Source organism: Natrinema sp. 1APR25-10V2 (assembly GCF_031626495.1).
Lineage (GTDB): Archaea > Halobacteriota > Halobacteria > Halobacteriales > Natrialbaceae > Natrinema.
This window is the reverse complement of record NZ_JAMQOJ010000001.1, coordinates 294,101-320,900: the sequence shown is the minus strand read 5'-3', so window position 1 is coordinate 320,900 and position 26,800 is coordinate 294,101. Positions and strand designations below refer to the sequence as shown.

The following is a 26,800-nucleotide window of genomic DNA, read 5'->3' as shown; positions in this document are numbered from 1 at the left end:
GGCCGACCGATAACCGGGGCGTGATGGACGCAGGACGGATCACGGCGCTTTCCGAGGTGCCCGACGACTCGACGGTTTGTTTTCGCGTGACCGACGGCTCGGGCGAGGTGCAGGAAGCGATCCTCGTCAGGACCGACCCGGTGGAAACGGACGACGGAGAACCGACCGCCGAGGCGGACGGCGTCGCCTGCTGGCTCAACTACTGCCAGCACTTTACACACATCAAACTGGATAAGGGGTCAGGTGCGCCGATGCGAAACGGCGAACTCGTCTGTGCGAATCACGGAGCCTACTTCGAGGCCGATTCCGGCGAGTGTACGTTCGGCCCCTGCGAGGGGGCCTACCTCACCGAACTCGAGGTGAGCGTCTCCGACGGCGACGTGTATCTGACCGACGGCGGCTACGAGGTCGTCGGACTGGGGCCGATCGAGGGCGACGATTTCGACCGAACCTCGACCTCGAACGTCGAGTTCTAGACCGCGTTAGGGGCGACCAGATCCCGCTCCTGATCGTACTCGAGCAGGCCGGCGTCGACCAGCCGCGGAAGGTGGTCGTGGTACAGCGACAGGTAGACCTCCTGCACCCGTTCGGCCGAGATGTTCCGCACGTTGTTTCCCGTCTCGCGAATAGCGACTTCCTCCGCCGCGTCGGGGAGCGTCAGTTCCTCCCCGTAGGTTCGCATGACCTCGAGCAACAGCCGCCGGCGCTGGTCGGCCAGCAGAGCGAACGCGTCGTCGAGCGATTCACCCGACACATCGTGCTCGTCGCCGTCGAGCCAGTCGAGCAGTCGCTGGACGAACTCGACCGCGTCGAACTCCGAGTTGGATCCGGAAGTCATGGGTGCTCGAGTCCTCGAGTCGAGCAATCGCGCCGGAAGACGGACCGCCGCAATCGATGGGACACAGACGCTCGTTCGAGGGTTCGTATCAGGCTCTTGCCTGCGCCGTAAATATTAGTATCGAATCTGGTTGAGCATTGTCAATCGACATTGACAGTCAGCGAGGGATGACGGTGACAGCGTTACTCGATGGTGAACGTCGGCTCGTCGATCGACTCGCTCTTGCAGTCGGGACACCGCGAGGGGAGGTTCAGCAGGTCGTCGTACTCGTCGAAGCCGCAGTCTCGACAGGTCGGCGGCGCGACGAGAAACTGCTCGTCGGTTCCGTCGACCGACCGGGAGACGTGTTCGACGTGGCGGACCACCGCGTGCGGCGTGAGGTCGAACTGCGCGGCCAGTTCACTCGGTGTCGCCGGTTCGGCACGGAGGGCGTCGGCGAGTTGCTGTCGCGTCGTTTCGTCGGCCTCTCGCATACGTCCGGTCACGGCACTCGTGCTTTTACCGTTTGCTCTGCCCGGCCGTGCCCGGAAACCGCGGGCCAGCGTATCGAGCGAGTTCCCATCGGGCCGCTGAAAGGGTAAGTGACTTACACCCTGCTGCAGAACAGCGGCCCATGAAGGCCGTCGTCCTTGCAGGCGGGTACGCGACGCGTATGTGGCCGATTACCAAACATCGGCCCAAGATGTTCCTCCCGATCGGCGAGTCGACCGTCATCGATCGCATCTTCGCGGAACTCGAGGCGGACGACCGGATCGAGACGGTCTACGTCAGCACGAACGAGCGGTTCGCCCCCGACTTCGAGGCCCACCTGGCGGACAGCGAGTTCGACAAACCGCAGCTCTCGGTCGAGGACACGACCGAGGAAGACGACAAGTTCGGCGTCGTCGGCGCGCTCGCCCAGCTGATCGACCGCGAGAACGTCGACGACGACCTGCTGGTCATCGCCGGCGACAACCTGATCAGTTTCGCCGTCTCGGACTTTCTCGACTACTTCGAGGACCACGGCGCGCCCACGCTCGCCGCCTACGACGTCGGCTCCCGGGAGAAGGCCACGTCCTACGGGCTGGTCGACCTCGAGGGCGACCGCGTCGTCGACTTTCAGGAGAAACCCGACGACCCCAAGAGTACGCTCGTCTCGATCGCCTGCTACGCGTTCCCGCAGGACTCGCTGTCCCTGCTCCCGACGTATCTGGAAGACGGCAACAACCCCGACGAACCGGGCTGGTTCGTCCAGTGGCTCCAGAACCGCGAGGACACCTACGCCTACACCTTCGAGGGCGCGTGGTTCGACATCGGTACCCCCGAGAGCTATCTCGACGCCGTCGCCTGGCACTTGGACGGCGAGTCGCTCGTCGCCGACTCCGCGACGCTCGAGGACGCCTCGGTCGGCGAGAACGTCCACGTGATGGACGGTGCGACACTCGAGGAGACCGACCTCGAACACACGGTCATCTTCCCGGACGCGACGGTCCGCAACGGCGACATCCGCCGCTCGATCATCGACCAGGGGACCCACATCGAGAATCTCGACCTCGCGGGGGCGCTCATCGGCGCGCATACGACGATCACGAACGGCGCGGAGTAGAACCGGTTGGCCGCGGGAGGTGCTTCGTTTCGAATCAGTCGACACAGCTATGAGTCCCCCGTGTGATACGTGGGGACGACGCACATGCAACCCGTTCCGGCCGTTCGATCGGTGCTCGACCCCTACGCCGACGGCGTGCCCTACGAGGACCTCGCACGCGACTTTCGCGAGTTCCGGCGCTGGACCGGCGACGACCCGCTGTTGCTGATCGCAGAGGCCGCCGCCGCGTCGACCGGCCAGCGATTCGTCGACGGCATCAAACCGGCCGTCGAACGGTTTCGCGACGCCTTCCTCGAGACCGGTCGGGTCGACTCGTTTGCAGCCCTCGCCGAGATCGATCTCGAGGACGACGACCTCGTCGAGGCCCTCGGCGCACAGCGCAAGCGACAGGTTCTCCTCGAGATCGCCCGCGTGCTCACGGAGTGGCCGGCCGACGACGATCTGGCCGCGCTCGTCGACTGGGCCGCGACGGCGGACCACTACCGCTACGACGAGGATCCGATCGGAGCGATTTCCGGCGTCGGCCCGTCGACGTTCCAGTATCTACGCCAGCTGGCCGGCGTCGGCACCGTCACGCCGGATCCGACGATCGAACGGCTGCTCGAGGCCGTCGACGACGATCTCGAATCGTCGCCGATCGATACCGCGACCGACCGGCTAACGATCGCCTCCTGCGAGTGGCTCGCGTTCGTCTCCGGATACACCCCGCTGGAACTCGACCGGATCGCGTGGTGGACGTACACCGACCCCGAGGAGCGCGAGGCCACGCTCGAGGCGTGGTGAAGTCTCCGTCGAGTAGAGCTATCGGCACGTGCCGCCGTTCTGAGCGCCAGATCTCTCGCAGTACGGGAGTCACTATTCCAGCCGTGCGTCAGTGATCCGCAATCGCCCGCGCGTCACATCCCACTCGGTCTCGTACTCGAGATCGATCCGCCGATCCATGTGCGGCCCGTCGACCACGAACGTCTCGAACTCGCCGCCCTCGCCGAGGATGTGGACGCCGTACTCCTCGTTGAGGGCCTCGAGGTCGGCGATCGCCTCGCGGTCGAGCGTCCGGCCGAGCCACGATTCGTCCAGCCCGTGGGCCGCGACCTGAATAATCGCGATTTCGAAACCGGCCTCGAGCATCGCGTCGGCCAGCTCCCGGGGCTCTTCCTGCCAGAGCGGAGCGAAGAGCTCACAGCCCAGGCGATCGCACATCCCCCGAATGCGGCTGGTCTGGTACTCGCTCTCGACTGCTCCCGCCGTGACGCCCGCGAGACCGTTCGGGAGGTCGCGATCGAGGTCGGCGAGCGCCGCCTCGAGCGGCTCGAGTTCGTCGTCACCCTGTGCGCTCGAGTCGGTCGCCGCGTCGGCTTCGAAGTCGTCGGGTTCGACGTCGACGAGGTCGATGCCGATGCTTTCGGCCGCCAGTGCGGCCAGTTCCGTCGCGGGGACGTGGTACATGTACGAGTCACCCTCGGGGTGGACCGTGACGAGCCGCTCGACCGGCAGTCCGTGCTCGAGCGCTCGATACAGCGCCCACGAGGAGTCCTTGCCGCCGGAGAAGAGGCTCACCCACGCGCCGTCTGCGTCGCTCATAGTCGGAGGTGGGCCGGCGCGGGTAAAGGGGCACCGAGTTCGGTCGGCTCAGCGGGTCCGATCCCGGGAGGAGTTCGGATTCGCGTTCGCGTCGGCCCCGCCATCGGTGAGTTCGGGATCGGTCCGGTCCAGCCCTCGCTCGGCATCGGGGTCGGCGGTCGCGTCGGCCGATCGGGCTGACTCGAGCGAGGCATCGGTGCCGTCACCGCCGCCGGCCGTGCCGGCGTCCGGGCCGCCGTCGCCCCGTTCCGCATCCCCGCTCGAGTCGCTGAAGACCGAGGCGATGCGCGCACCGACGAGGCTCACGACGATGGCGGTGACGACGAACACCGCAAGCCGTTCGCCGGCCCCCATCACAAACCGCTCGTTCGAGACGACCCCGAGTTCGGCCGCGGGGACGACGAAGGGTTCGATCACGTTCTGTTGCTCGAGGAAGTACGCGGAGAAGCCACGGACGACCAGTCCGACGGCGAGGACGATAAACGGTAGGTTGAGAAAGGAGGTGCGAATCGGCTCCTCGCTGATGGCTTCGTCGAGCAGCCGGCCGGCGCTCGCGGTCAGCGCGGCCATCGCGAGCCAAGGGATGCTATCGAAGGCGAACTGTGTCGTGGGGATCACCACACCTGGCGTTTCGCCGAGGTTCGAGACGCCGAGCGCGCCGACGAACAGGCCGATGAACGTCAGCCCGGCGGCGACCACGTAGGTGACGACCGACACCTGTCCGGAGTACAGCGACTCCCGCGTCTGACGGGCGAGTCGGGTCAGGAGTTCGTCGACATTGAACCCCTTGTACAGGAGGAAGAGACCGATCACCGTGGTGATCGCGGCGGCTCCCTCCGCCGGACCGACGGTCGTCGCGAGCAACGGAAAGACCAGCAGCGTCAGCCCGATCGGCACGAGGACGGTCTGGCGCAGTTCCTCGTCCGCGAGGAACTGCTTGAGCAGGTAGTAGGTCGACTCGATGTCGCGGGCCTGTCGGACGACGACCCGATCCACGGAGTCGACTCGCACCCTGCTCTCGACGATCGGAATCAGTCGTTCGTCCTCTGCGCTGTCGGTCACGACGACGGCCGACTCCGGATCGTAGTCGGCGATGAGGTCGTCGAGTTGCTCGGCGACCGCTCGGTCGGCCGACACCATCGACTCCCGATCCCCCGAAACGACCGCGACGACGACCTCCTCGTTCTCGTCGCGCAGGTTCTGTGCGACGCGCAGGGACTCGAGCAGCGTGTTCACGCCCGAGTCCTCTGGATCCGCGAGGCCGACGTCGGTCACGAGTGCGCGAACTGCCTCCCAGCCGACGACCGGCGAGCGCAGGCCGGTCTTGCGGCCCACGTCGTCGGTCCGGTCGAGGCAGACGACCAGCGTTGTCACGGATAGGCGTTGGGTTCCGTGCGACGATAAAACCACTTACTCGTTCGAGACAGTCTCGCGTGTTCGGCGGTCGCACGACCAGCCGCGAGCGCGGCCGTCCGTCGACTCAGCTCCGCAGTCGGAAGCCGCGACCGTCGCCGAGGCCGGCGATCCCGGCCCCGAACGCGTACGCGACCTGCTGGGCACCCGCGCCGACGCGAGCCATCAGCGGCCGCTCGGGCTCGAACTCCTCGACGGTCACCGCGTCGGTGTCGAGCCGGTCGGCGAGTTCGGTTTCGATCTCTCGGCGCGTCCCGAGGTGGTCGACCAGTTCCATGTCGTACGCCTGCTCACCGAGGTAGATCCGCGCCTCGGTGTCGCGGACGAACTCCGGTTCCAGGTCGCGGCCGTCGCTGACCCGCTCGACGAAGGTGTCGTAATAGTCGTCGATCAGCCCCTGGAGGTACGCGCGCTCGTCCTCGTCTATCTCCTTGAGCGAGTTGCCGGCGTCCTTGTACTCGCCGGCTGCGAACCGCTCGTAGGAGAGGCCGACCTTCTCGGCGAAGTCGCTCGCGTTGATCCGGGAGCCGATGACGCCGATCGAGCCGACGATAGAGCCCTCGCGAGCCCAGAGTTCGTCGCAGCCGCTGGCGATCCAGTACCCGCCGCTGGCGCAAACGTCGGTCGTGTAGGCGACCGTCGGTCCGTCGAACCGCTTCGCTGCGAGCCGGATATCGTCGCTCGGCACCACCTCGCCGCCGGGCGTGTTGAGTTTCAGGAGGAGCGCCTGGACGTTCTCGTCGTCGTTCGCGCGCTCGATCTGGTCGACGATGTCGTCGGCCGGCGTCGACCCCGGGCTGGACGGGAATCGGCTGCCACCGCCGTCGCGGGTGATCGGTCCCTCGACGGCGACCTCGGCGACATTGTAGCCCGGAAACAGTGAGCCGGCGGCGCTGCCCGCGAACCGTACGCCGACGAGGGCGACCGCGAGCGCGAGGAGCACGCCCAGCAGGTCCGCCAGCGTCGTCGGAAAGAGGACGAACAGGACGACGCCGACGGCCGCGAACGCGAGCCCGCCGGCGACGACGATCACGAGTCGGCCGATATCCTCGCTACTGACCACGGCAGCCACCTCGAGTCGAACTCATACCCGTATCTGGAAGCGGTTCCCGTTAAGCGTTGGCGGTCACCGACCGTGCTGCCGCGATCCGATGCCAGCCATCGCTACGGCCGCTTCGATTCGGACGGCGAACCGCCGTCGGTCTGTGCCGACCGGGTCGGATCGCCGTCCGCAGCCAGGTCCGCGTCGGTCGGTTCCGCACCGTCTCCGCCTGCGGGCCCGCGTTCGGGTTCGGCCCCGTCTGCGGCGTCGATATCGGTGCTGACGGCCGAGGATTCCGTCGTCGACGTGCTCTCGAGCCACGCCCGGACGAGGTTGACGCCGTCCTGAAAGAACGGGACTGGGTCGTCGGGAACCGCGTAATCGAACCGGGGGTGGCGGGCGAGTGATGCGGCAACGTCGCGCGCGGCTTCGTTCAGCGACGGGCGCTCGACGAGCGGGTACTCCTTGGTCGCGACGCTGTGGAGATAGCTGAGTTCACCCCGCAAGAGATGCCCGCCCATGCCGACCTCGTAGGTCGGATCCGACGGGATCGGCTCGTCGGTCGCCAACTGCCAGTAGTAGTACGGGAAGTCGGCGCCCGCGCGGACGGAGAACGGGAGGGACGACCAGAATCGGGGGTTGATCTCCATCAGCTTGAACTCGCCGTCGGCGGGGTCGCGCAGGAACTCGACCATCGCGAGGCCGTGCCACTCGAGTTCGCCGAGGAGGGCGCGCCCGGCGGTTTCGAGTTCCGGGATGTGGACCGACTCCCGGTAGGCACTTGGCCCGCCGCAGTACTCCCAGCCCCGGCGCTGACAGTGCTGGAAGGTCGCGACCGGGTCGCCGCGATCGTAGAGCGCGAAGAAGCCGAACTCCCTCGAGTCCGGGATCCGCTCCTGGACGAGCGGTACGTGGCCGCGGGTCTCGACCTCCGTCGACGGATCCGGTCGCGTGCCTGGCCGTTGGTACTCGGTGGAGCCGATCTCGGCGCGATCGAACCCCGAACCGAGGTAGGCGGGAGCAGCCACGGTGTACCGGGGTTTCACGATCGTCTCGCGGTCCCAGTCGTCCCACTCGTCGATGAGGGAGGTCGCGGGGGCTTCGACCCCGGCAGCGTCGGCTGCCTCGAAGAGTTCGACACGGTCCTGGACGCGTCGGAGAGTCTCGAAATCGGGCCACGGCGTCGCGATTTCGTCGGCGAACGCGGCTTTCCGATCCGCGAGCACGTAGACGTCCTCCTCCCGGACGGGGACGATCGTTTCCACGTCCGGGCGCTCGGCGAGCGAGAGCAACGCGTCGCCGTAGGCGGCGAGATCGGTCTCGGGATCCGGAAGGGAAACGAACTCGTCGCGATGCGAGGAGGCGGCTGCCGGCGTCGACCGCGACTCGGAGCCGACGATAGTGCGGACGCCGCGCGGTCGAAGGGAGCGGAGACAGGCGACGGTACTCGGCGCGTCGATCCCCGGCACGACCACGCTTGCGTCGTCCCTGGAGCGTTCCATAACCGATGGCAGTGGATCTGGTTCCATTGTTATAGATCGAATACTGTGCGCCACGGGTTCCCGTTCCGGGTTGGCCGCGGATACGCGCCGTTAGGCATCGAATACCCGGTTCTCGATCGCGGTATCCCTGTAGGCCGTACAGCCGGCTATCCGGCCGTCGCGCAGGTCAAACACGTGAGCAAACGCGATATCGAAGTTCCTACCTCCAGCCGTGCCGACGTAGGACCCCTCTACCACCACGGTATCGCCCGCATCGACGAACCGGTCCGGGAGCGCCTGGACGTGATCGGACCGCTCGCCCGGCGTCGCGACGACATTCTCGAGGACGGCGTCGATTCCCGCGTAGGTCCGATCGGCTCGGTCGCCGGTCGTCGCGTCCGTCCACGTGACGTCGTCGGCCAACAGCGACGCCATCTCGTCGGCCTCGCTGCGGTCCGTCACGACGTGATTGAACGCCGCGTAGAACTCGGTGAGTCGTTCTCGAGCGGTCGGACTCTCGACCGACCGACGTTCGTTCGATTTCATTGCTCTGCTAGAAGTACTCGAGGACCGAGACGAACAAAATAGCGCCAGTCGGTTCACAGGCGATGAGAACGAACGCGAGACTGTCACGAGGGACGATCCCTCATCCGGACGCGGCTATCGCTGTGAGCGCATCACGTGGTGCTACACGCCCGCTTTCGAATCCCGAATATCGGGAGAAAAGACGCGGTAGACGAGATCGGCTTACAGCAGCCCCGTCTTCTGGAGCTTCATCAGGTCCTCGGTGTCGAGGGTTTCGCCCTCCTTGAACTTCTGATAGATCTCCTCGGCCTCTTCCTTGGCCTCCTCTTTCTTCTTGTCGCGCTCGGACTTGCGCTCTTCCTCTTCTTTCTTGTCCAGTTCGCGCAGGCGCTTCTGGACGCGGACGAAGTCCTCGTGGTGGCGGTCGGCTGCCTCCTGAGCCTCGACGAACTTCTCGTGCATCTCGTCGGCCTCGTCGCGGATGTCGTCGGCCTCGCGGTAGGCCTCGATCATCTGGTTGTGGTGTTCCTGGGCCTTGTCCGCGAGTTCAGTCACCTTCTGGTGGTGCTGAGAGGCTTCCGATCGCACTTCCTCGGCTTCCTCGACGAGCTCCTCTAAATCCTCGTTCTGGTCGAGCTTCTGCTTGCGCTCCTCGTACTCCTCGCGCTTGTTCTCGATCTTCTCGATGAGCTCCTTCTCTTCCTCGCTCGAGAGGACCTCGGTCTGCTGTTTGAACTCGAGCTGTTCGATCTCCTCCTCGAGTTCCTCCAGGTCCTTGCCCTCGTCGAGCTCCATGTCCGACTTGAGCTGTTCGACTTTGTCGAACAGCTCGTTGGCCTCGGCGTTGAGCTCGTTGCGGCTCTCCTTGTGCTCCTGGACCTGCTCGTTGAGCTCGTCGCGCTTCTCGCGGTGCTCCTGAGCCTCGTCGACTTTCTCGCGAGTCTTCGCGTTGAGATCGTCGCGTTTAGAAGCCCGCTCGGAAGCCATCTGGTTCAGCTCGTTTCGCCGGTCTCGCAGTTGACCGGCCATCTTGATGAGCTGTCCTTTCGATTTGTTTTCTAGGTCGTCCTCTGTCAGTTCGATGTTCTTCGATTCGTCTACCATGTTACTCAAACCTCTGTGCCATACCCGCACCGGGGGAGTCGGTCGGACGGGCCGTGCGGACCCCTCGCTATCGGTCGAGAGAATCCGATCGACGGCCGTCCGGCCGCCTGAAGCGACTGCTCACGATCTGCGAAACCTCGGTGAATAAGATTTCCTGTCATCGATCGTCGAGCGATACGCGCCCCGGTGGCGTTCTGGTACCCGCAAATACTGGCCCTTGTAATTTAAATGTACCGGTCGCCAAACCCCTGAAACCGGTTCGCAGGGGCCTCGTCGTGCCATGTTGGAGTGTAACACACGGTGTCTGCTGCTTATAAATGGTACCGGTTACGGATCCGCTGATCCCCGATACCGACCTCGAGGTCGACTCGGTCGGCATCGGCCGGAATCCGCGCCGATCCGGCGGCGGCCGTCTCGAGGGGCCCGACGCTGACCCGTTCGGTGTCCGTGTTCTCGCCGGCCCGCCAGCCGACGATCGCCTCGAAGGGCTCGTCGGTATCGTTACAGAGCGTAATCCCGACCGAACCCGGGTTCGGCGAGCCGTCGAGAACGGCCTGAACGGGCTCGAACGACTGTGCGATCGCCTCGGCGGCCGGTTTGGGCTCGCCGTCGACCGTGTGGACGCCCATCCCGCCGCCCGGCGCACTGTCCCGGATCGTCGACGCCGCGAGGACGCTACAGCCGCGCCGACGAAGCCCTTCCGCGACCGTTTTCAGCGTTCGCGCCTGCTCGCGCTGTGATCCCTCGACGTCGGCGGATCGCCGCTCGAGCAGGGCCGCGTCGAGCCCCGCCACGTCCGACGGATCGGCATCGTCGTCCGCGAGCGAACCGGCGCCGAACCCGCCGACGGTCCCGGCCAGCGAGGGATAGGTCTCGAGCAGCCAGTCGATATCGTCGGCCGCGAGGTACTGCCAGCCGAGCGCGAGGTGGGCAGCCTCCGCGCCGGTTCCCGGCGCGCCGGTCGTCGCCACGACGGGGCGATCGTCGGGGAACGAGTCGGCGATCTCACGCGCAGGACCGTCGTCGACCGACGTCCGCCACGCACGATATCGAAGCCGGAGTCGCGAGAGCAGGCCGCTCCCGAGCGGCTCCGCGAACGGATCCGTCGGCTGGTCCTGAACGCCGTACATCGCGAGACTCGGATGGCGGCCGTATTCCTCGGCGAGCGCCGCCGCCAGTTCGGTCCCTCGCTCGACTGGGAGGTCGGAGCCGACGGCGGGCAGGTCCTGCCAGACGAGGAGGCCTGCCTCGTCGCAGGCCTCGTAGAGTTCGTGCGGCGCCACGTGTGCGCGGGTGCGAAGCAACGTTGCGTTGGCGTCGACCGCCCGATCGACGTCCTCGCGCGGGTCGCCGCCGGGAAGCCGCGTGAACCCGCGGGCACGGACGCGCCGGCCGTTGACCAGCAGGCCGTCATCGTCGCGCTCGATCTCCCGAAGGCCGACGGTCCGCTCGAGGGCGTCCCCGCCGAGTTTCGCCTGGATCGTGTACCGGCTCTGTGGCCCGTACTCGCGAGGCCACCACAGCGAGGGATCCCTGATCGGGATCGTCTTGGATACCGTCGTTCGCTCGCCCGCCGCGGCCGCGACCGGAACGCGCTCCATCGAAGCGCCGCCGCGGAACCCCTCCGGTCGCACCGATAGCGTCACCGCGTCGTCGATCGCTCGCCCGGCGTCGATCTCGAGCGTGACGTCGATCGCGGCACCCGCGCCGTCGGTAGTCGCGTTGTCCGCGGTGTCACCGGTCGCGTCCGCGCTCGAGGTCGCGTCCGTGCCCGCGCCCGGACTCGATTCCAGCCGGGGCCGCGCCTCGAAGCGCCGAACGAACGCCGCGGGTCGGGACTCGATCTCGACGCGCCACCAGATGCCCGGCGTCCCGAAGTGGTCGGGGACTGCGTCGGTCCCGTAGATACCCGTAAAGGAATCGGGGCGCTCGCAAACGACGACCAGTTCGTTCTCGGATTCGGGTTCGAACTCGAGGCGAAGGGGGACGAAGTGCGGCTCGTGGGTCGCCAGCCGCGTCCCGTTCAGCCAGACCGTCGCGCGGTCGTAGGCGCCGCGGAGCTCGAGCAGTGCCCGTTCGGTCGCGTCGCTCCGGGGATCGGCGAACGTCGTTCGGTAGGCGATCGGCCCCTCGCCGGCGAACCCCGCGGCTCGCCCTGGAACTGACACCGACCGCCACTCCTCGACGGCGGGCGGGCCGTCACCGTCGCGGTCCGTGACGATGCCACCGGTCCACTCCTCGGTCATTGTCACTGTGAGTGAACCGGGGGTAAAAAGCCCTTCCGACGTTTCAGACGCCGCTAGAAGAGGTTCTCGAGCCGGTCGTCTTCGAACGCCGCCGCGTGGTCCGTCGATTCCGACTCCTGGGCCTCCTTGGCTTCCCGGGCACGGTCCATGAACGCCTGCACGCGGTCGGAGCGTTCCGCACCGCCGAGTAACACCAGCGCGCCCAGTCGGTCGCTGTCCAGCGGGAAGTCCCCGCCGCGGACCTGCATGCTGCCAGTCTCGTCCTCGAGCCAGCGTCGCGCCTTCTCGACGCCCTTGCGGGGGATCGTCTCGGGCTGGCCGGCGATGACCAGCAGCGCCGAGTCGGCCGTCGTCGCCTCGGGCAGGCTCGTCCCGGTCAGCAGCGCCTGTCTCGCGACGGTCATCGCGGTGGTGATGTTCTCGGCGCTGTCCTCGCTCGCTATTTCGGTGGCGTACCCCAGCGCCGCGACGCCGCCCGCGCGGAGGGTGTTGATGACCTCGCTCGAGTCGACCACACTCTCGCCGACGCCCTCGACGGCCTCGCCGGAGGCGAAGAGCAGGCCGACTCGCTTCGCGATCCGGTCGTTGATCGTCTCGAACGCGCCCTCGACGCTCTCGCCCTGTTCGTGCCACGAGTCGTTGTCGATCAGCAGCGTCGCGTCGGCTTCCCGGAGGAGGGTCTTCAGCGAGCGGCCAGCGTTGGCCTGGTAGAGCGCCCCCTCGTTGCGCCCCGGCAGGACGCCGAGTGCGTAGACCGGGACGTCGTAGACCCGCTGGAGGTGGTGGACGAGAACGGGCGCGCCGCCGCTGCCGGTGCCACCGCCGAGACCGGCGACGACGAAAATCGCCTCGGCTTTCGATGTGACGCGGCCGTCGAGCGAGCCGAGCACCTGCTCGATGTCGGACTGCATCACTTCGGTCCCGAGTTCGTTGTCGCCGCCGACGCCGTGGCCGTTGACGCGGTCGGCACCGATCAGCTGCGTATCGACGTACTGGAGGGACTGGAGGTCCGGTTCAGCGGAGTTGACGGCCAGCGCACCCTGAACGGCTCCGTATCCCATGTCCGCGTCGAACCGGGCGAGCCGTTCGGTGATCTTTCCACCGGCCTGACCGACTCCGATCAGGGCTACTTTCATGATATTCTCATGTAAGTGGGTCCTGTTGAACGTTCCGGTAAGGTGAAATAGCGGGGATAGTGGGTCGGAATGACTACGTGAAAGAGTCGCTGAAACGATTGAGTCGATCGATAAAACCCGGTCGGACAATCGAAGAGCCGATAGAGAAGGGCTGGGACTGGTTTTATTTCTCCCAGTCGAAGCTTTTTCTGAATGTGAATAAGCTAGAATGTTTGAATATACTAACCTCCATCTCTTCCGGATGTGACGGAAGACAACCACAACCGACGTCTGTCAAGGCGTAACGTAATCAGATCAAGCGCGGCCCTGTCCAGTCTCGGTCTCACCTCTTTCCTCGCCTCAGGTACGGGGGCGGCCCGGTCTCGGGCCCGGGAGACTCAGGGGAAGTATGGGTATGGGATCGACGACAGTGGACATCTCGTCTACTATGGAGACACGAACGGCCAGATTCGTGCCACGGTTGAGGCGATAAACGAGAAGTACGACGACGGAGAACTCGATTTCGCAATGGAGAACGGCGTAGTCGTGACTCAGTCACAGTCCGAGCCTGAAAGCGTAGTGATAACCGCTGCGGGCTGCGCTGGCAAGAACAAATACAAGAGTTACGTCACCGGTGACGGTATGAGGCACAAGCTCTGGATTGATCACTGTAACTGTAATGACATCGTAGACATGCTTAGTATAGGTGTTGAGGTAGGTGTGCTTGCCGCAGCGATTAGCGCGATCTACGGTAATATCCCAGCTGCGGTTGCCAGTGCGGTCGCTATATTCCTCATGCGAACTGCTAAGGCCCCAATCAGCAATAACGATGAGGGCGAGGGCATCGTAGTCGCCGTTACTACGACCTATTTCGGCGGGAATCTCAAAGGCGGTGGACTCGAACCGCAGCACTGAGACCACCAACACACAAAATCATTGCCACAATCTGAAGTTAAAATAGTTAACAATGTTCGAAACGGGATTCACGAAAGACCCGAAAATGTCCGTGTTTATGCTCATCCTTTCGGTCTTCGTTATGGCGTCCTCAGTTTACTTTCAAGGGATCGACGGAATACTAAGTGTAGATGATTTTTGGGAAACGCTCATATTCTTCACAGGGGGAGCTCTTGGATTGATTTCGCTGTCTTCTCTGATATGGGTTGCTTTGCGTTAGGGGCCACAATAGGTATTATTACATTATGGGTGTGGTTCCCTCTATTCACCCGTTCAATCGTTTTGAGCGACGGGTCGTAACAGAAAACTTCTTGAATATATTGTCGTCCGGGTTAAGGCGACCGTCCTTCTCGTCACCCGCATGCCACTCCCGTTGAGGCCCATTCAAGCGAGCGGACGCACGCGGCGCGGGCCAGTGGCCGACCCGGAGACGCCCCGTCCACCGAAGGTCACAATATCTTTCTGCCCCATTCCCGTCTCTCCGGGTATGTTCTACGAACAGCGGATGACTGTCCCCGACTCGCCCGCCGACCTGCGGGCCGAGTACGAGGACGACCTCGCAGCGATCGTCGACGACCGCGGGCCCGACGCCGTCGCGGCCGATACCGACCTCGAGGAGGGGACGCTCGAGGCGCTCGCCGCAGGGGACTCGCCCGAGTTGACGCTCGAGGAGGCCGCCGAGATCCAGGCCCTCGCGGAGGGAACGCCGGATCCGGAGACCATCGTCACGATGGCGCTCGAGCACCTCCTGCTGGGGATGTCGACGGCGGTACTGGACGTCGACGCGGTCGAGAGTTACCTCGAGATCGACATGGACGCCAAGGAAGTACAGCAGAAACTCGAGGGGCGAGCGCCGATGTCGTTCGCGGAGTTCGTCCACGTCCAGTACGTGATCGCGGACGGCGCGCCGTAGGGACGGCCGCGTTTCGAACGAGAGGTCCCCTCGCCGATTACGAGCATTGCTACCAAGCCCCGTGATTTATCGCTCTGGCCGGTGTCCGACCCCCATGTCGAATTCGGCGCGCGGCGAGAACCGGCGACGTGAGACCGACGAGATCCTGGAGCGAAAACCCGGCACCGAGGCCGTCACCGATCTCGAGGATCGGTATCGGGTCGTCGGTGCGGCCGATCGCGAGACGTACGCGAACTGGCTCACGCCGATCGAGGAGCACTACGTCTGCCACCGCAACGAGACGCTGGATCCCGCGGCCGAGGAGTGGACGGTGTCGCTCGGGGGCGCAGTCGACCGCGAGGCCGAACTGGGGATGGAGGAGCTTCGGGACGACTATCCGACGGTCGCGGTCGCCCACACGATGGAGTGTGCCGGCAACGGCCGCGGCTACTTCGACCCCGAGACGGGCAGCGTCCAGTGGGAGTACGGAGCCGCGAGCACCGCGATCTGGACCGGCGCACCGCTGCAGTCGATCCTGGCTCATCACGGCGCGGCGACCGACGAGGGGACGTGGCTCACTGCGGTCGGCGGCGACCACCCCGAGGTAGAGGGGGAAAACGACCTGTTCGCCCGCTCGGTCCCGATGGAAAAGGTCCTCGAGGACTGCATCCTCGCCTACGAGATGAACGGGGAGTCGCTCCCGCCCGAGCACGGCCATCCCGTGCGACTGCTCGTCCCCGGCTGGTACGGCGTCAACAGCGTCAAGTGGCTCGCCGAACTCCACGTCGCGGAGACGATGGTCCACGGTCCCGAGTGGGCGGACCGCGACGGCGACGACTACACGCAGTGGCAGCAGTCGTCCTACCGGATCCACCCCGAGGGCGTCGAGCCCGACTCGAACGCGACGGTGTCGACGTTCGATACCTGGGACCAGCTCGAGGGTGACGAGATCGACCACCCCTATACCTTCGACGAGAACGTCAAGTCGACGATCGGCCGGCCCGCGGACGGCGCGACCGTCTCCCCGCGCGAGGACGGTACGCTCGAGATCGTCGGCGTCGCCTGGGCCGGTGACGACGAGGTGACCGAAATCGAGGTCTCGACCGACGGCGGCGACAGCTGGGCTGAGGGCGAGTTCTTCGGCCCGAACTACGACTGCGCCTGGCGGCTGTTCCGTTACGAGTGGGAGCCCTCGCCCGACACCTACACGCTCGTCTCGCGGGCGACCGACGAACGCGGCCGCCGCCAGCCAATGCGGATTTCCGAGCCCGACGGGGACGCCGACGGCGAGTATCCGTGGAACGAGGGTGGCTACGCCGAGAACGCCGTTCTCCCCCACGCGGTCGAAGTCACCGTCGAGTGACCGAGGCTGTTCTCGGCCGGCTCGAGGAAGCGAGTTGAAAATACGCAGGGAATCCCGGAGGAGGTGATCGGAAACCGGTCCTCGAGCGGTGAAATTATGTACGAGCGACCACGAGACGAGGTATGAAGGTCGCAATTCTGGGTTGCGGGCACGTCGGCCTCGAACTGGGCCGACAGCTCGCGGAGCGCGGCCACGAGCCGACCGGCGTTCGCCGCTCGGCGGAGGGCTGTGAACGGATCGAGGAGGCCGGCTTCGAGGCGGTACGGGCCGATATCACCGATCGCGAGGCGCTCGCGGCGGTCCCCGACGCCGACGCGATCGTTGTCGCCGCCAGCAGCGGCGGGCGTGGAGCCGAGGCTGCCCGCGAGGTGTACGTCGAGGGGCTTCGGACGGCGATCGAGGCCTTCGGCGAGCGCGAACGTTCCCCCGAGCGGCTGGTTTACACCTCCTCGACCGGCGTCCACGGCGACCACGACGGCGACTGGGTCGACGAGGGGACGCCGCTCGAGCCCACCACCGAGAAGACCGAGGTGCTCGCCGAGGCCGAGCGGATCGCCCTCGAGTTGCCCGCGGAGTACGGGTACGATGGGACCGTGACCCGGTACGCCGGCCTCTACGGCCCGGGCCGGTACCGGCTCGAGCGCTACCTCGAGGGACCCGTCACCGAGGGCTACCTGAACATGGTCCACCGGGACGACGCCGCGGGCGCGGTCCGCTACCTGCTCGAAGAGGACCTCGCGCGCGACGAGGTCGTGCAGGTGGTCGACGACGAACCCGCCTCGAAGTGGGCGTTCGCGGACTGGCTGGCCGACGAGTGCGGCGTCGAGCGGCCGCCCAAGCGGACGAAAGCCGAACGGCTCGCGGACGACGACGTTTCGGCGGCGGGCCGCCGCCGGATTCTGACGAGCAAACGCTGTTCGAACGAGAAGTTGCGGGAGTTGGGGTACGAGTTCGCCTATCCGACGTTCCGCGAGGGATATCGCGCAGCGATCGAGCGCTACCGCGACGAGTCGACTGACTGATGAAACCGGACAGTATGGGGAAAATTCTTGGTCGTTCGATTTGATTTGCTGATATGAGCTTTCAGAGCGCCTCGAGCGGGGCTGCGTTCGCCGGAACGGGGCCACTGGCAAACGGGTCGGTCGGCGACTCGTTGCGCTCCCTCGAGCCGCTCGTTCTCTCCTTGCTCGTACTCGTCGCCGTCGGCCTCGTTCTCGGCGGCTGGTGGGCGATCCGCTGGTTCCGCCGGCCCCCCGGCGTCCGGCTTCAGCGCGTGCTGGCGAACCACGACGACGTGGTCGTGCTGATGCACCCCAATCCCGATCCCGACGCGATGTCGTGTGCGATGGGAGTCGCGGCGATCGCGGACTCGGTCGGCACCGAGGCGACCCTCCAGTACTCCGGCGAGATCCGCCATCAGGAGAACCGCGCGTTCCGGACCGTTCTCGATCTGGACCTCGAGTCCGTCGAGGCGAGTTCCCAACTCGACTCCGATGCAGTGGTGCTGGTCGATCACAACACGCCGCGGGGCTTTACCGGCGCACAGACCGTCGAGCCCGTGGCGGTCGTCGATCACCACCCCGGCAACGGGGCGGGGACGAAGTTCACCGACGTCCGGACCGATTACGGCGCGGCGTCGACGATCATCGTCGAGTATCTCGACGACATCGGCGCGACGATGGCCGACGAGGACGGCACGAGCGACTTCGAAATCTCGCCGGAGCTGGCGACGGGGCTGCTCTACGGGATCCAGTCGGACACGAATCACCTGACGAACGGCTGCTCGCGGGCCGAGTTCGACGCCTGCGCCGCCCTCTTCGATGGGATCGACGAGGACCTGCTCGACCGGATCGCCAACCCGCAGGTCAGCGACGACGTGTTGCAGGTCAAGGCGACGGCGATCACCCAGAAACGCGTCGAGGGTCCCTTCGCCGTCTGTGACGTCGGCGAGATCGGTAACGTCGACGCGATTCCCCAGGCCGCGGACGAACTCATGCACCTGGAGGGCGTGACGGCGGTCGTGGTCTACGGCGAGAACGACGGGACGCTCCACCTCTCCGGCCGGTCGCGCGACGACAGGGTACACATGGGCGAGACGCTGCGCCACGCGATCAGCGACATTCCGATGGCCAGCGCGGGCGGCCACGCGCGGATGGGCGGCGGGCAGCTCTCGGTCGATCACATGCGCGGGATCGGTCCCTCCGACGGGATCAGCCGCGAGGAGTTCGAGGAACGGCTCTTCGCCGCCCTGGCCGGCGAACGCTAGTCTTCGAGTCGCGATCGCAGCGCCGCCGGATCGGCTGTCTCGCCCGTCTCGACGAAGTGTGCCGCACACGCGTTGCCGAGCGCGAGCGCCGTCTCGAGCGGCCAGTCGCGAGCCAGCGCACAGGCGAGTCCGGCCGAGAACCGGTCGCCGGCGCCGGTCGTGCGTTCGATCGTGGTGACGTCGAGCATCTCGACGGCGACGGTGTCGCCGCGCGTGGCCCCGACGGCCGCGTCCGAGCCGTGGGAGACGACGCCGGCGATGTCGAGCGCCGAGCGCAGTGTCGCGGCCCGCTCTCGCGTCCGTTCTCCGTCCGGGCTCGAGTCGTCGCCACTCTCGGCTTTCGTCCCGTCGACGGCCGCTGCGGCGGCCGCGAGTTCCCGCGGATTCACGCTCAGGACGACCTCGAGCGGCGCGTCGGCCCCGGCGACGCGCGAGAGGGCCTCGAACAACCCGCCGAGCGCCGCCGGCTCGACGGCGTCGATCGGGCCCGGATCGACCACGACCGCGAGCCGATCGTCGGGTGGGGCAGCCGCCAGCCGGTCGATGACGGCCGTGAGACCGCGTACCGAAACCCAGTTCGCACAGCAGAGCCCGTCCGCCCCGACGACTCGCTCCCAGTCGACGACCGCTAACAGTTCCTCGAGCAGCCAGTCGTCGGTCGGGCCGGGCTCCGAGAGGAGGAGGTCGTTCTCGACCAGCGAGACGACGCGAATCTCGGCCGGACTCCCCATCGAGCGCGTTTCGAACGGGAGGTCGGCCAGTACCGGATGATCGAGGTGGCCGACGAGCAGCGTCTCGTCGCCGAGCGCGTGGGCCTGCACGGACGCGTTGACCGCCTGCCCCCCGGGTTCGACGCCGAGCGGCTCGAGCGCGAACGCGCGGCTTCCCCGGGTGAGTTGCCGAGCGAAGTCGTCGGCCGTCCGAACGCGGCGACCGCCGGCTCCCGAGAGGGCGTAGCGGTGGTCGACGCTGCCGTCGGGGAGCGCAACGACGCGTCGAGCGTCGGTCTCGAAGTCGTCCAGGCGGTCGTGAAGGTCACCGTAGCTCACAGTCCCTTCTGGAACGGGAGCCGACAAAAGAGGGCGGGGCGGGCGCCGACTCGACGGCCAGCGCTACGGCGAGCAGCGAATCGGCGGCCGATCACGGCGGTGCGCGAAGGGTCGTGAACGGCGTCTGGCCGGTCGAGCCGGAACCGCGAGCACCCACCACGGTATCAGTCCGAACGAGGGAACCGGCGTTACCGGATCTCCTTCCACTCGGCTCCGCAGTCCGGACAGATCCGGACCGTCTTGATCTCGTCGGGGTCGTTTTCCGTCTTCAGCGGCTTTTCGCAGTCCCCACAGACCAGCCGATCGTAGGTGTCCTTGTCGAGTTCACCCTCCCGAAGTGCCTTCCGGACTGATTTCATGTGCATCCTGTAGGAAGGAGGGGGTGAAAAAGACCGGTGCTTTATCGAGTCTCGAGTCGACGCCCGCGGTCGGCGAGGGGGCGACGCCGATCCGACGGCGGACCGGAGCGAGGGCAGCCGACCGGTCTATCTGGCCGGAGCCGTGGCCGTTTTATCGGTTCGGCCGAATACCCTACCGATGGAGTACGTTCAGGAGCGGATCGCAACGCTCCACGCGTTCGGCGACGGCGGCTGGGCGGGCGGCGACCTCGCCCGCGAAGCCGCCGCCGCGGTCGCCGAGACGGCCGTCGTCGTCCCGATGACCGCCCGGGAGTACGAGAGTCCCGCCGCCGACCGCGTCCTCCGCGAACTCGAGGGCCTCGAGCCCGCTCCGGCCGCAGTTTTCGTCCCCGTCCGCGCCGCGCCCGACGAGATCGGGGCGTTCCGCGAGTGGCTCGAGTCCTTCGCGCTGCCGATCCGCGTTCTCTGGTGTACTGCACCGGCCGTCGACGCGCTGCTCGCCGACGCGGGTTTGGGCGGCGGCTTCGGCAAGGGCCGGGACGTCTGGCTCGCGCTCGGCCCCGCCGCCGATGCCGCCGAGTCGGTCGTCGTCCACGACGCCGACGCGCGAAGCTACGAGGGCGGTCACGTCCGCCGGCTGCTCGCGCCGCTGACGATGGGGTACCAGTTCTCGAAGGGGTACTACGCACGCGTCGAACGCGGCCGGCTCTACGGCCGGCTCTTTCGACTGTTCTACGAACCGCTCGTCCGAGCGCTCGCCGACGCCCACGACGCGGCGATCGTCGACTACCTCGGCGCGTTCCGCTACGCGCTGGCCGGCGAGTTCGCCGCGACCGCCGACCTCGCCCGGCGGCTCCGGGCGCCCCGGGCGTGGGGACTCGAGGTCGGGACGCTCGGCGACGCCTACGAGGTCGCCGGCTTCGGCGGCTCCGCGCAGGTCGATCTCGGTCGCCACGAGCACGACCACCGCGCGGTCGCCGGCGACGCCGGCCTCGAGGGGATGAGCCGCGAGGTCGCCGCCGCCCTCCTCCGGGTCCTCGAGGAGGGCGGGGTCGCCCCCGACTACGAGACGCTGCCCGAGCGCTACCGGGCCGCCGGCGAGGAGCTGATCGACGGCTATCGGGCCGACGCGGCGTTCAACGGCCTCGAGTACGATCCCGCGAGCGAGCGAGACCAGCTCGCGCGGTACGCCGAGTCGATCGCACCGCCGGGACCCGACACGCGGCTACCCCGGTGGACCGAGGCGCCGTTCGGCCCGGCCGACGTGCTCGCGGCGGCCAGCCCCTGGCGGGAGCGCCGGCTCGGCTCGCGCTCGCAAGACTAATCCCACCACCGGCCGTTGAACGGGGTATGGACGCGACCGCCGACGAACTCGCCGGCGTGGTCGACCTCTTCGGCGGGTTGACCCGCGCGGAACTCGAGCGGGCGCTCGCCGAGGCGGCCTACCGCGCCGACGGGCAGTCCGTCGACGAGGCCGCACTCGAGGAGGCGATCGAGGCGGCCCTCGAGTCGTTCGCGCTCGTCCGATACGACCCCGAACGCGGAAGTGACGCGGCCGCCGACGGCGCTGGACCGGACGGCGACGGATCGGAGCCGCTGCTGGTCGCCGGGCCGACCGCGTTTCCCACAGTCCCGGACCACGCCGAAGACGTGCCACACATCCTCGACGTCGAGCGGCGACGGCTCGACCGAGCGGCGCTGGGCGAGGCCGCCCGCGAGCGCTTCGTCGCGGTCGCCGACGACGCCGTCACCGCGGACGACGCGGAACGGATCCGGACCCTCCTCGATATCAGCTACGACCTCGAGGCGTGGGCGCCGGTCGATTGCACCGACGAACGGACGCGACTGGAGGACGCCCTCGAGGAATGACCAAGAGACTGTCACTCGAGCCGGTCGCGAACTACGAGCCGACCGAAATCGGCGACCAGGAGTACGACGCGGCCGTCCTCGCGCCGATCGTCGACCGCGACGGCGAGGACCACCTGCTCTTTACCCGCAGAGCCGACCACCTCGGCGAACACCCCGGACAGATGAGCTTCCCCGGCGGCGGGGCGGAGCCGGTCGACGAGACGATTCTAGACACTGCGCTCCGAGAGGCCAACGAGGAAATCGGCCTCGAGCCCAGCGAGGCCGAGGTCGTCGGCCAGTTGGACGACATCAGGACGGTCACGGAGTACGCCGTCACGCCGTTCGTCGCTCACATTCCGGACCGAGAGTACGTTCGCGAGGAGAGCGAAGTCGCCGAGATCGTCGTCCTCCCGCTGTCGGGACTGCTCGACCCCGACAACTACGAGTACGAGCGCCGATCGCATCCCTACTACGGCGAGATCGTCATCCACTACTTCCACGTGAACGGCTACACCGTCTGGGGCGCGACCGGCCGGATTCTGGTGCAGCTGCTCGAACTCGCGACGGAGTTCGAAGCGCCGGAGAAGGTCGACCGGTCGGAGTTCTAGCGTCAGTCACCGAGCTCTCGAAACGTCCCATCAAAATCGATCGCACTGTCTGAGAGTACCCGACGGTCGATGGCCTATAGTTCCTCGAGCGACCGCAGCTTCTGTTCGACGTCCGGCGGCGCGGCGCTGGGGCCGTCGCGCACGCGGTGGTCCGGCACGAGCAGCGGGGCCGGGTTCTCGTCGAGCGCGGTGCGGACGAGGATTATATCGTCGTCGTCCTCGTGGTCGAGGCCGGACGTCATCCGCGCGAGCGTCTCGACGGAAACCTGATCGCCGTAAGGGATCTCGCGAACGCTCTCCAGGACGGCCCGCTGGTCGGTCGGCATGGTCATCGCGACCTGCACGTCGTCGAAGTCGATCGGCTCGAGGCCGTCTAAGTACTCGAAGATCCGATCGAGGACGGGATGGTCGTCCTCGGCGTCGTCGTCGGGTATCTCGGGGAAAGAGACGCTCAGGACCCGCCCGCTGGCGGCTCCGAGCTGGACGTACCGGTCGAGGTACGGTGACTCCCGCGCGTAGATCCCAGCGTCCGTAACGTCCTCCATACGCTGCCGTAAGCGGTCCGGGCTTGAATAGCCGCCGGTCCTCGGACTCGTCGGTCGTCTCCCCTCCACCGGTCCCGTATGCCGCCATGGCGCAAGCCTTATGTACATATGAGTACGTCGATGTACAATAATGAACTCCGATGCGGAGCTCGCTCCCGCGGTGCAGTCGATCCTCGAGGCCGCGCGGGAGCGCTCGGGCGGCGACGGCGTCGTCGACGTGGACGCGCGGTCGCTGCCCGACGCGCTGGCGGCGGCGGACGCCGACGGACGGGTCCCGGTGATCGCCGAGGTAAAGCCGACGAGTCCGACGGCCGATGGGACGCGAGCCGACGATCCCGTCGAACTGGCCGAGGCGATGGTCGCGGGCGGCGCGGCGGCGATCTCGGTGCTCACGGAGCCGACCCACTTCGGCGGCTCGCCCGAGGCGCTGACCCGCGTTCGGGAGGCCGTCGACGTCCCCGTCCTGCGAAAGGACTTCGTCCTCGACGAAGCGGGGATGGACGTCGTCGAGGCCGACCTGCTGCTGTTGATCGCGCGGTTCGTCGACGATCTCGAGGGACTCGTCGCTGCGGCCCGCGAACGCGGGTTCCAACCGCTGGTCGAGGTCCACGACCGCGCGGAACTCGAGACGGCCCTCGACGCGGGCGCGGAGATCATCGGAGTGAACAACCGCGATCTGGCGAAACTCGAGGTCGACCTCGAAACCTTCGAGTCGGTTGCGCCCCACGCGAGACGTGTGACAGGTCTCGACGAGTCGAGCGGCGAGGCCGCGAGACACGTTCCCGACGACGTAATACTGATCGCCGAGAGCGGGATCTCGTCGCCGGCCGACGTGCGGCAAATGCGCGAAGCGGGTGCCGACGCGTTGCTGGTCGGCAGCGCCATCATGGACCACGGTGCGGGCGACAGCGACGTGACCGAGAACACGCGTCGACTCGTGCGGGCGGAATCGGCGGACGCGACGGAGACGGAGCAGACATGAGCGAACACGACGGAGACACACAGACATGAGCACGGAACGCGAACGCGACGATCACGACTCCGGGCGCACGGGCACGTTCGGCGACTACGGCGGCCAGTACGTCCCCGAGGCCCTGATGCCCGCCGTACAGGAACTCGAGGACGCCTACGAGCGGTACGTCCTTGAGAACGAGGACGGCTTCATGGACGAGTTTCGCGAGCGGATGCGCGACTTCGGCGGCCGGCCGACGCCGCTCCAGCGCGCAGACCGGCTGAGCGAGCGCTACGACCGTGAGATCTACCTCAAGCGCGAGGACCTCGTCCACGGCGGCGCGCACAAACTGAACAACGCGCTCGGACAGGTGCTACTCGCCAAGTACATGGGCAAAGAGCGGATCATCGCCGAGACCGGGGCCGGCCAGCACGGCACCGCGACCGCGATGGCCGCGGCCCACCTCGACATGCCCTGCGAGATCTACATGGGCCGCACCGACGTCAACCGCCAGCGGCCCAACGTCTACCGGATGCGGATGAACGGGGCCGAGGTGAACCCGGTCGAGGCCGGCAGCGGTACCCTGAAGGAGGCGATCAACGAGACGATGCGCGACTGGGCGACCACCGTCGAGCGGACCCACTACGTGATCGGCTCGGTCGTCGGCCCGCACCCGTTCCCGAAGATGGTCCGGGACTTCCAGTCGGTCATCGGCGACGAGATCCGCGAGCAGGTACAGGAGAAAGCCGGCCGGCTCCCCGATAGCGTCGTCGCCTGCGCCGGCGGCGGCTCGAACACGATGGGGACCTTCCACGCGTTCGTGCCCGACGAAGACGTGGATCTCTACGCGGTCGAAGCGGGCGGCTCGAGTCTCGCGTTCGACGACGAGTCGGGCGTCGCCCCCAACTCGGCGACGCTCTCGACGGGGACCGACGGCGTCCTCCACGGCGCGATGACCAAACTGCTCCAGAGCGGGGACGGACAGATCATGGAGTCCCACAGCGTCAGCGCGGGGCTCGACTACGCCGGCGTCGGTCCCGAGCTCTCGCATCTGGTCGAGACCGGGCGGGTCACGCCCGCCAACGTCGACGACGAGGACGCGCTCAACGGTTTCCACCGACTCTCGCGGCTCGAGGGGATCATCCCGGCCCTCGAGTCGAGTCACGCGCTGGGTTATGTAGAGGAGAAACACGCCGAACTCGGCGACCTCGTCGTGATCAACGTCTCCGGACGCGGCGACAAGGACCTGGAGACGGTACTCGAGGAGACCGAAAAACGCGATCTCGAGGCCGCACCCGAGGTCGAGGTGTTCGACGGGTGAGCCGCGAGATTCGAGCCGACGGCGGCGAACCGACCGCGTACGACAGCGACGTCGAAGCCGCCATCCGCGAGAACCGCCCCGCGCTGATCACGTACATCACCGCGGGCGATCCCTCGCTCGAGGACACGAAAGCCTACGTCGAAGCGCTCGACCGGGGCGGCTCGGACCTGATCGAGCTCGGGCTCCCGTTCTCGGAACCGATCGCCGAGGGGCCGACGATCCAGGCGGCGATCAACCGCGCGCTCGAGGCCGGGACGACCCCCCGAAGCTTCTTCGAGATGGTCGGCGACCTCGAGACCGAGGCACCGCTGCTGGTGATGACGTACTACAACATGATCCTCCAGTACGGTTCCGAGCCGGACGTGAGGCCCTTCGTCGAGCGCGCCGCCGAGGCGGGGCTCTCGGGGATCATCGTCCCGGACCTGCCCGCCGAGGAAGCCGATCCGCTGCGGGAGGCCTGCGACGACCACGGGCTCGATCTCGTCTTCATCGTCGCGCCGACGACCGAGGGCGAGCGCCTCGATCGGATCATGTCCCACGTGTCGGGCTTTGCCTACGTGCAGGCCCGCCTCGGGACGACGGGGGCGCGGGCGAACGTCTCGACGGCGACCCACGACAGCCTCGCGCGCCTCTCGGAATACGACGTTCCGAAGGCGGTCGGCTTCGGCGTCAGCGAAGGCGACCACGCGGCCGAGATCGTCGAGGCAGGTGCCGACGGCGTTATCGTCGGCAGCGCCCTAGTCGATATAATTGCCTCGAGCGAGACGCCCGACGCGGCGGCCGACGAACTCGAGGCCAAGGCCCGCGAACTCAAACGCGGCGCGCGCCGCGGGGCGGGCGAGGAAGAAGCACCGGAACCAGAACAGCCATAACGACAAGCTTGCTACACTGCCGCAATGACCACAGGAATCGACGCACGACTCGAGCGAATCGGGACAGACGGATCGTACGTGATCGTCCCAATGGACCACGGCATCACCATGGGTGCCGTCCAGGGGCTGAAAGACATCGAATCGACCATCGACGGCGTGACCAGCGGCGGGGCCGACGCGGTCCTCACGCAGAAGGGGATCGCGCCCCGCGTTCACGAGAACAAGAACGGCAAAGGCTACATCGTCCACCTCAACGGCTCGACGACGATCGGCCCCGACGAGGAAGACAAGCGCGTGACCGGCACCGTCGAGGAAGCGATCCGGGTCGGCGCCGACGCCGTCTCGTTCCACATCAACGTCGGCTCCGACCACGAACCGGACCAGCTCACCCAGCTTTCGGAAGTCACCGAGAAAGCCGAACGGTTCGGAATGCCGGTCCTCGCGATGGCTTACGCCCGCGGTCCCGGCGTCGACCCCGAGGACCCCGAGGCGCTGGGTCACGCCGTTCGACTCGCCGAGGAACTGGGCGCGGACATCGTCAAGACGGGCTACAGCGGCGACGCCGACAGTTTCCAGCACGTCGTCGAATCGACCCGGCTGCCGGTGGTCATCGCCGGCGGGTCGAAAGGGTCCGATCGCGAGACCATCGAGATGGTCCGCGGCGTGATGGACGCCGGCGGTGCCGGTGTCTCGATGGGACGGTCGATCTTCCAGCACGAGGATCCCGAAGCCATCGCGCGGGCGGTCGCCGGGGTCGTCCACCGCGACCTCTCCGCCGACGAGGCGCTGTCCGAGGCGGGGCTGGCGCTCGAGGTCTGAGGCCTCTCTTCTCCGTTCTTCT

Annotated in this window: 28 protein-coding genes; 15 read left to right on the top strand and 13 right to left on the bottom strand. The window is 67.0% G+C overall.

Annotated elements, in window-relative coordinates; translation table 11 throughout:
• Positions 1 to 23: 23 nt before the first annotated feature.
• A complete protein-coding gene (locus NDO75_RS01710) occupies positions 24 to 476 on the top strand; it encodes a Rieske 2Fe-2S domain-containing protein (RefSeq protein ID WP_310904376.1) in 453 nt (150 codons plus the stop codon).
• Here NDO75_RS01710 and NDO75_RS01705 read toward each other — a convergent pair.
• Positions 473 to 838, bottom strand: a complete 366-nt coding sequence (locus tag NDO75_RS01705) for a hypothetical protein (RefSeq protein WP_310904375.1) — start codon at positions 836 to 838, stop codon at positions 473 to 475. The two genes, NDO75_RS01710 and NDO75_RS01705, sit on opposite strands and share 4 nt — an antisense overlap.
• A gap of 182 nt (positions 839 to 1,020) precedes the next feature.
• A complete protein-coding gene (locus tag NDO75_RS01700) occupies positions 1,021 to 1,311 on the bottom strand; it encodes a transcriptional regulator (RefSeq protein WP_310904374.1) in 291 nt (96 codons plus the stop codon).
• A 140-nt stretch (positions 1,312 to 1,451) separates the two neighbouring features.
• On the opposite strand from NDO75_RS01700, the gene NDO75_RS01695 reads away from it, so the two are divergent.
• Together NDO75_RS01695 and NDO75_RS01690 are read left to right on the top strand one after the other, a co-directional pair.
• Positions 1,452 to 2,423 carry an NDP-sugar synthase gene (locus NDO75_RS01695; RefSeq protein WP_310904373.1) on the top strand — a complete coding sequence of 324 codons (972 nt, stop codon included), beginning with the start codon at positions 1,452 to 1,454 and terminating at the stop codon, positions 2,421 to 2,423.
• A gap of 84 nt (positions 2,424 to 2,507) precedes the next feature.
• Complete coding sequence (locus NDO75_RS01690) at positions 2,508 to 3,206, top strand: hypothetical protein (RefSeq protein WP_310904372.1); 699 nt, start codon at positions 2,508 to 2,510, stop codon at positions 3,204 to 3,206.
• A 72-nt stretch (positions 3,207 to 3,278) separates the two neighbouring features.
• On the opposite strand, the gene NDO75_RS01685 is transcribed toward NDO75_RS01690, so the two are convergent.
• From NDO75_RS01685 to NDO75_RS01650, 8 genes are all read right to left on the bottom strand, one after another.
• Positions 3,279 to 4,004 (bottom strand): diphthine--ammonia ligase, encoded by a 726-nt coding sequence (locus tag NDO75_RS01685; RefSeq protein ID WP_310904371.1) that lies wholly within the window; start codon positions 4,002 to 4,004, stop codon positions 3,279 to 3,281.
• A gap of 48 nt (positions 4,005 to 4,052) precedes the next feature.
• On the bottom strand, positions 4,053 to 5,378 hold the full coding sequence (locus tag NDO75_RS01680) for a DUF373 family protein (protein WP_310904370.1): 1,326 nt from the start codon (positions 5,376 to 5,378) through the stop codon (positions 4,053 to 4,055).
• A 106-nt stretch (positions 5,379 to 5,484) separates the two neighbouring features.
• Positions 5,485 to 6,480, bottom strand: coding sequence for a signal peptide peptidase SppA (sppA, locus tag NDO75_RS01675; RefSeq protein WP_310904369.1), 996 nt, complete (start codon positions 6,478 to 6,480; stop codon positions 5,485 to 5,487).
• Between the two features lie 101 nt (positions 6,481 to 6,581).
• Positions 6,582 to 7,961, bottom strand: a complete 1,380-nt coding sequence (locus tag NDO75_RS01670; protein ID WP_310904368.1) for a carboxylate--amine ligase — start codon at positions 7,959 to 7,961, stop codon at positions 6,582 to 6,584.
• Positions 7,962 to 8,051: 90 nt separating this feature from the next.
• Positions 8,052 to 8,486: a nuclear transport factor 2 family protein gene (locus tag NDO75_RS01665; protein WP_310904367.1), complete on the bottom strand. Its 435-nt coding sequence runs from the start codon at positions 8,484 to 8,486 to the stop codon at positions 8,052 to 8,054.
• Between the two features lie 201 nt (positions 8,487 to 8,687).
• Positions 8,688 to 9,569: a phosphoserine phosphatase gene (locus NDO75_RS01660; protein ID WP_310904366.1), complete on the bottom strand. Its 882-nt coding sequence runs from the start codon at positions 9,567 to 9,569 to the stop codon at positions 8,688 to 8,690.
• A 311-nt stretch (positions 9,570 to 9,880) separates the two neighbouring features.
• Complete coding sequence (locus NDO75_RS01655) at positions 9,881 to 11,815, bottom strand: glycoside hydrolase family 2 (protein ID WP_310904365.1); 1,935 nt, start codon at positions 11,813 to 11,815, stop codon at positions 9,881 to 9,883.
• 53 nt (positions 11,816 to 11,868) lie between these two features.
• Positions 11,869 to 12,951 (bottom strand): tubulin/FtsZ family protein, encoded by a 1,083-nt coding sequence (locus NDO75_RS01650; RefSeq protein ID WP_310904364.1) that lies wholly within the window; start codon positions 12,949 to 12,951, stop codon positions 11,869 to 11,871.
• Between the two features lie 243 nt (positions 12,952 to 13,194).
• Here NDO75_RS01650 and NDO75_RS01645 point away from each other — a divergent pair, with 243 nt between their 5' ends.
• The 5 genes from NDO75_RS01645 to NDO75_RS01625 all read left to right on the top strand — a co-directional run bounded on the left by NDO75_RS01645 (position 13,195) and on the right by NDO75_RS01625 (position 18,405).
• On the top strand, positions 13,195 to 13,845 hold the full coding sequence (locus NDO75_RS01645; RefSeq protein WP_310904363.1) for a hypothetical protein: 651 nt from the start codon (positions 13,195 to 13,197) through the stop codon (positions 13,843 to 13,845).
• A gap of 526 nt (positions 13,846 to 14,371) precedes the next feature.
• The gene (locus NDO75_RS01640) at positions 14,372 to 14,797 is read left to right on the top strand and encodes a DUF5791 family protein (RefSeq protein ID WP_310904362.1); all 426 of its coding nucleotides are present in this window, start codon (positions 14,372 to 14,374) and stop codon (positions 14,795 to 14,797) included.
• Positions 14,798 to 14,891: 94 nt separating this feature from the next.
• Positions 14,892 to 16,139: a sulfite oxidase gene (locus NDO75_RS01635; protein ID WP_310904361.1), complete on the top strand. Its 1,248-nt coding sequence runs from the start codon at positions 14,892 to 14,894 to the stop codon at positions 16,137 to 16,139.
• Positions 16,140 to 16,261: 122 nt separating this feature from the next.
• Entirely contained in the window at positions 16,262 to 17,161 is a 900-nt protein-coding gene (locus tag NDO75_RS01630; RefSeq protein ID WP_310904360.1) for an SDR family oxidoreductase, read from the top strand.
• 53 nt (positions 17,162 to 17,214) lie between these two features.
• Positions 17,215 to 18,405: a DHH family phosphoesterase gene (locus NDO75_RS01625; RefSeq protein ID WP_310904359.1), complete on the top strand. Its 1,191-nt coding sequence runs from the start codon at positions 17,215 to 17,217 to the stop codon at positions 18,403 to 18,405.
• On the opposite strand, the gene NDO75_RS01620 is transcribed toward NDO75_RS01625, so the two are convergent.
• Positions 18,402 to 19,454, bottom strand: coding sequence for a PfkB family carbohydrate kinase (locus NDO75_RS01620; protein WP_310904358.1), 1,053 nt, complete (start codon positions 19,452 to 19,454; stop codon positions 18,402 to 18,404). The two genes, NDO75_RS01625 and NDO75_RS01620, sit on opposite strands and share 4 nt — an antisense overlap.
• A gap of 188 nt (positions 19,455 to 19,642) precedes the next feature.
• The gene (locus NDO75_RS01615; protein ID WP_310904357.1) at positions 19,643 to 19,813 is read right to left on the bottom strand and encodes an HVO_0758 family zinc finger protein; all 171 of its coding nucleotides are present in this window, start codon (positions 19,811 to 19,813) and stop codon (positions 19,643 to 19,645) included.
• 178 nt (positions 19,814 to 19,991) lie between these two features.
• Here NDO75_RS01615 and NDO75_RS01610 point away from each other — a divergent pair, with 178 nt between their 5' ends.
• From NDO75_RS01610 to NDO75_RS01600, 3 genes are read left to right on the top strand one after another with little or no spacing between them, the layout of a single operon-like run.
• Positions 19,992 to 21,137 (top strand): glycosyl transferase family 2, encoded by a 1,146-nt coding sequence (locus NDO75_RS01610; RefSeq protein WP_310904356.1) that lies wholly within the window; start codon positions 19,992 to 19,994, stop codon positions 21,135 to 21,137.
• A 26-nt stretch (positions 21,138 to 21,163) separates the two neighbouring features.
• Positions 21,164 to 21,682 (top strand): hypothetical protein, encoded by a 519-nt coding sequence (locus NDO75_RS01605; protein WP_310904355.1) that lies wholly within the window; start codon positions 21,164 to 21,166, stop codon positions 21,680 to 21,682.
• The gene (locus NDO75_RS01600) at positions 21,679 to 22,269 is read left to right on the top strand and encodes a CoA pyrophosphatase (protein WP_310904354.1); all 591 of its coding nucleotides are present in this window, start codon (positions 21,679 to 21,681) and stop codon (positions 22,267 to 22,269) included. The genes NDO75_RS01605 and NDO75_RS01600 overlap by 4 nt, the downstream gene beginning before the upstream one ends.
• A gap of 74 nt (positions 22,270 to 22,343) precedes the next feature.
• Here NDO75_RS01600 and NDO75_RS01595 read toward each other — a convergent pair whose 3' ends face one another.
• On the bottom strand, positions 22,344 to 22,814 hold the full coding sequence (locus NDO75_RS01595) for an MGMT family protein (protein ID WP_310904353.1): 471 nt from the start codon (positions 22,812 to 22,814) through the stop codon (positions 22,344 to 22,346).
• 130 nt (positions 22,815 to 22,944) lie between these two features.
• Between NDO75_RS01595 and NDO75_RS01590 the strand changes: the two genes are divergently transcribed.
• The 4 genes from NDO75_RS01590 to NDO75_RS01575 are packed head-to-tail and all read left to right on the top strand — an operon-like array spanning position 22,945 to position 26,778.
• A complete protein-coding gene (locus tag NDO75_RS01590) occupies positions 22,945 to 23,796 on the top strand; it encodes an indole-3-glycerol-phosphate synthase (RefSeq protein ID WP_310904352.1) in 852 nt (283 codons plus the stop codon).
• 25 nt (positions 23,797 to 23,821) lie between these two features.
• A complete protein-coding gene (gene trpB / locus NDO75_RS01585; RefSeq protein WP_310904351.1) occupies positions 23,822 to 25,087 on the top strand; it encodes a tryptophan synthase subunit beta in 1,266 nt (421 codons plus the stop codon).
• Positions 25,084 to 25,959 (top strand): tryptophan synthase subunit alpha, encoded by an 876-nt coding sequence (gene trpA / locus NDO75_RS01580; protein WP_310904350.1) that lies wholly within the window; start codon positions 25,084 to 25,086, stop codon positions 25,957 to 25,959. The genes trpB and trpA overlap by 4 nt, the downstream gene beginning before the upstream one ends.
• A 24-nt stretch (positions 25,960 to 25,983) precedes the next feature.
• Positions 25,984 to 26,778 (top strand): 2-amino-3,7-dideoxy-D-threo-hept-6-ulosonate synthase, encoded by a 795-nt coding sequence (locus NDO75_RS01575; protein WP_310904349.1) that lies wholly within the window; start codon positions 25,984 to 25,986, stop codon positions 26,776 to 26,778.
• Positions 26,779 to 26,800 lie beyond the last annotated feature (22 nt).

Bases quoted from the DNA above. Each gene is read 5' to 3' on its own strand.
- NDO75_RS01710 (WP_310904376.1), top strand. From the start codon at position 24: ATGGACGCAGGACGGATCACGGCGCTTTCCGAGGTGCCCGACGACTCG.
- NDO75_RS01705 (WP_310904375.1), bottom strand. From the start codon at position 838: ATGACTTCCGGATCCAACTCGGAGTTCGACGCGGTCGAGTTCGTCCAG.
- NDO75_RS01700 (WP_310904374.1), bottom strand. From the start codon at position 1,311: ATGCGAGAGGCCGACGAAACGACGCGACAGCAACTCGCCGACGCCCTC.
- NDO75_RS01695 (WP_310904373.1), top strand. From the start codon at position 1,452: ATGAAGGCCGTCGTCCTTGCAGGCGGGTACGCGACGCGTATGTGGCCG.
- NDO75_RS01690 (WP_310904372.1), top strand. From the start codon at position 2,508: ATGCAACCCGTTCCGGCCGTTCGATCGGTGCTCGACCCCTACGCCGAC.
- NDO75_RS01685 (WP_310904371.1), bottom strand. From the start codon at position 4,004: ATGAGCGACGCAGACGGCGCGTGGGTGAGCCTCTTCTCCGGCGGCAAG.
- NDO75_RS01670 (WP_310904368.1), bottom strand. From the start codon at position 7,961: ATGGAACGCTCCAGGGACGACGCAAGCGTGGTCGTGCCGGGGATCGAC.
- NDO75_RS01665 (WP_310904367.1), bottom strand. From the start codon at position 8,486: ATGAAATCGAACGAACGTCGGTCGGTCGAGAGTCCGACCGCTCGAGAA.
- NDO75_RS01660 (WP_310904366.1), bottom strand. From the start codon at position 9,569: ATGGTAGACGAATCGAAGAACATCGAACTGACAGAGGACGACCTAGAA.
- NDO75_RS01655 (WP_310904365.1), bottom strand. From the start codon at position 11,815: ATGACCGAGGAGTGGACCGGTGGCATCGTCACGGACCGCGACGGTGAC.
- NDO75_RS01650 (WP_310904364.1), bottom strand. From the start codon at position 12,951: ATGAAAGTAGCCCTGATCGGAGTCGGTCAGGCCGGTGGAAAGATCACC.
- NDO75_RS01640 (WP_310904362.1), top strand. From the start codon at position 14,372: ATGTTCTACGAACAGCGGATGACTGTCCCCGACTCGCCCGCCGACCTG.
- NDO75_RS01635 (WP_310904361.1), top strand. From the start codon at position 14,892: ATGTCGAATTCGGCGCGCGGCGAGAACCGGCGACGTGAGACCGACGAG.
- NDO75_RS01630 (WP_310904360.1), top strand. From the start codon at position 16,262: ATGAAGGTCGCAATTCTGGGTTGCGGGCACGTCGGCCTCGAACTGGGC.
- NDO75_RS01625 (WP_310904359.1), top strand. From the start codon at position 17,215: ATGAGCTTTCAGAGCGCCTCGAGCGGGGCTGCGTTCGCCGGAACGGGG.
- NDO75_RS01615 (WP_310904357.1), bottom strand. From the start codon at position 19,813: ATGAAATCAGTCCGGAAGGCACTTCGGGAGGGTGAACTCGACAAGGAC.
- NDO75_RS01610 (WP_310904356.1), top strand. From the start codon at position 19,992: ATGGAGTACGTTCAGGAGCGGATCGCAACGCTCCACGCGTTCGGCGAC.
- NDO75_RS01605 (WP_310904355.1), top strand. From the start codon at position 21,164: ATGGACGCGACCGCCGACGAACTCGCCGGCGTGGTCGACCTCTTCGGC.
- NDO75_RS01600 (WP_310904354.1), top strand. From the start codon at position 21,679: ATGACCAAGAGACTGTCACTCGAGCCGGTCGCGAACTACGAGCCGACC.
- NDO75_RS01595 (WP_310904353.1), bottom strand. From the start codon at position 22,814: ATGGAGGACGTTACGGACGCTGGGATCTACGCGCGGGAGTCACCGTAC.
- NDO75_RS01590 (WP_310904352.1), top strand. From the start codon at position 22,945: ATGAACTCCGATGCGGAGCTCGCTCCCGCGGTGCAGTCGATCCTCGAG.
- trpB (WP_310904351.1), top strand. From the start codon at position 23,822: ATGAGCACGGAACGCGAACGCGACGATCACGACTCCGGGCGCACGGGC.
- NDO75_RS01575 (WP_310904349.1), top strand. From the start codon at position 25,984: ATGACCACAGGAATCGACGCACGACTCGAGCGAATCGGGACAGACGGA.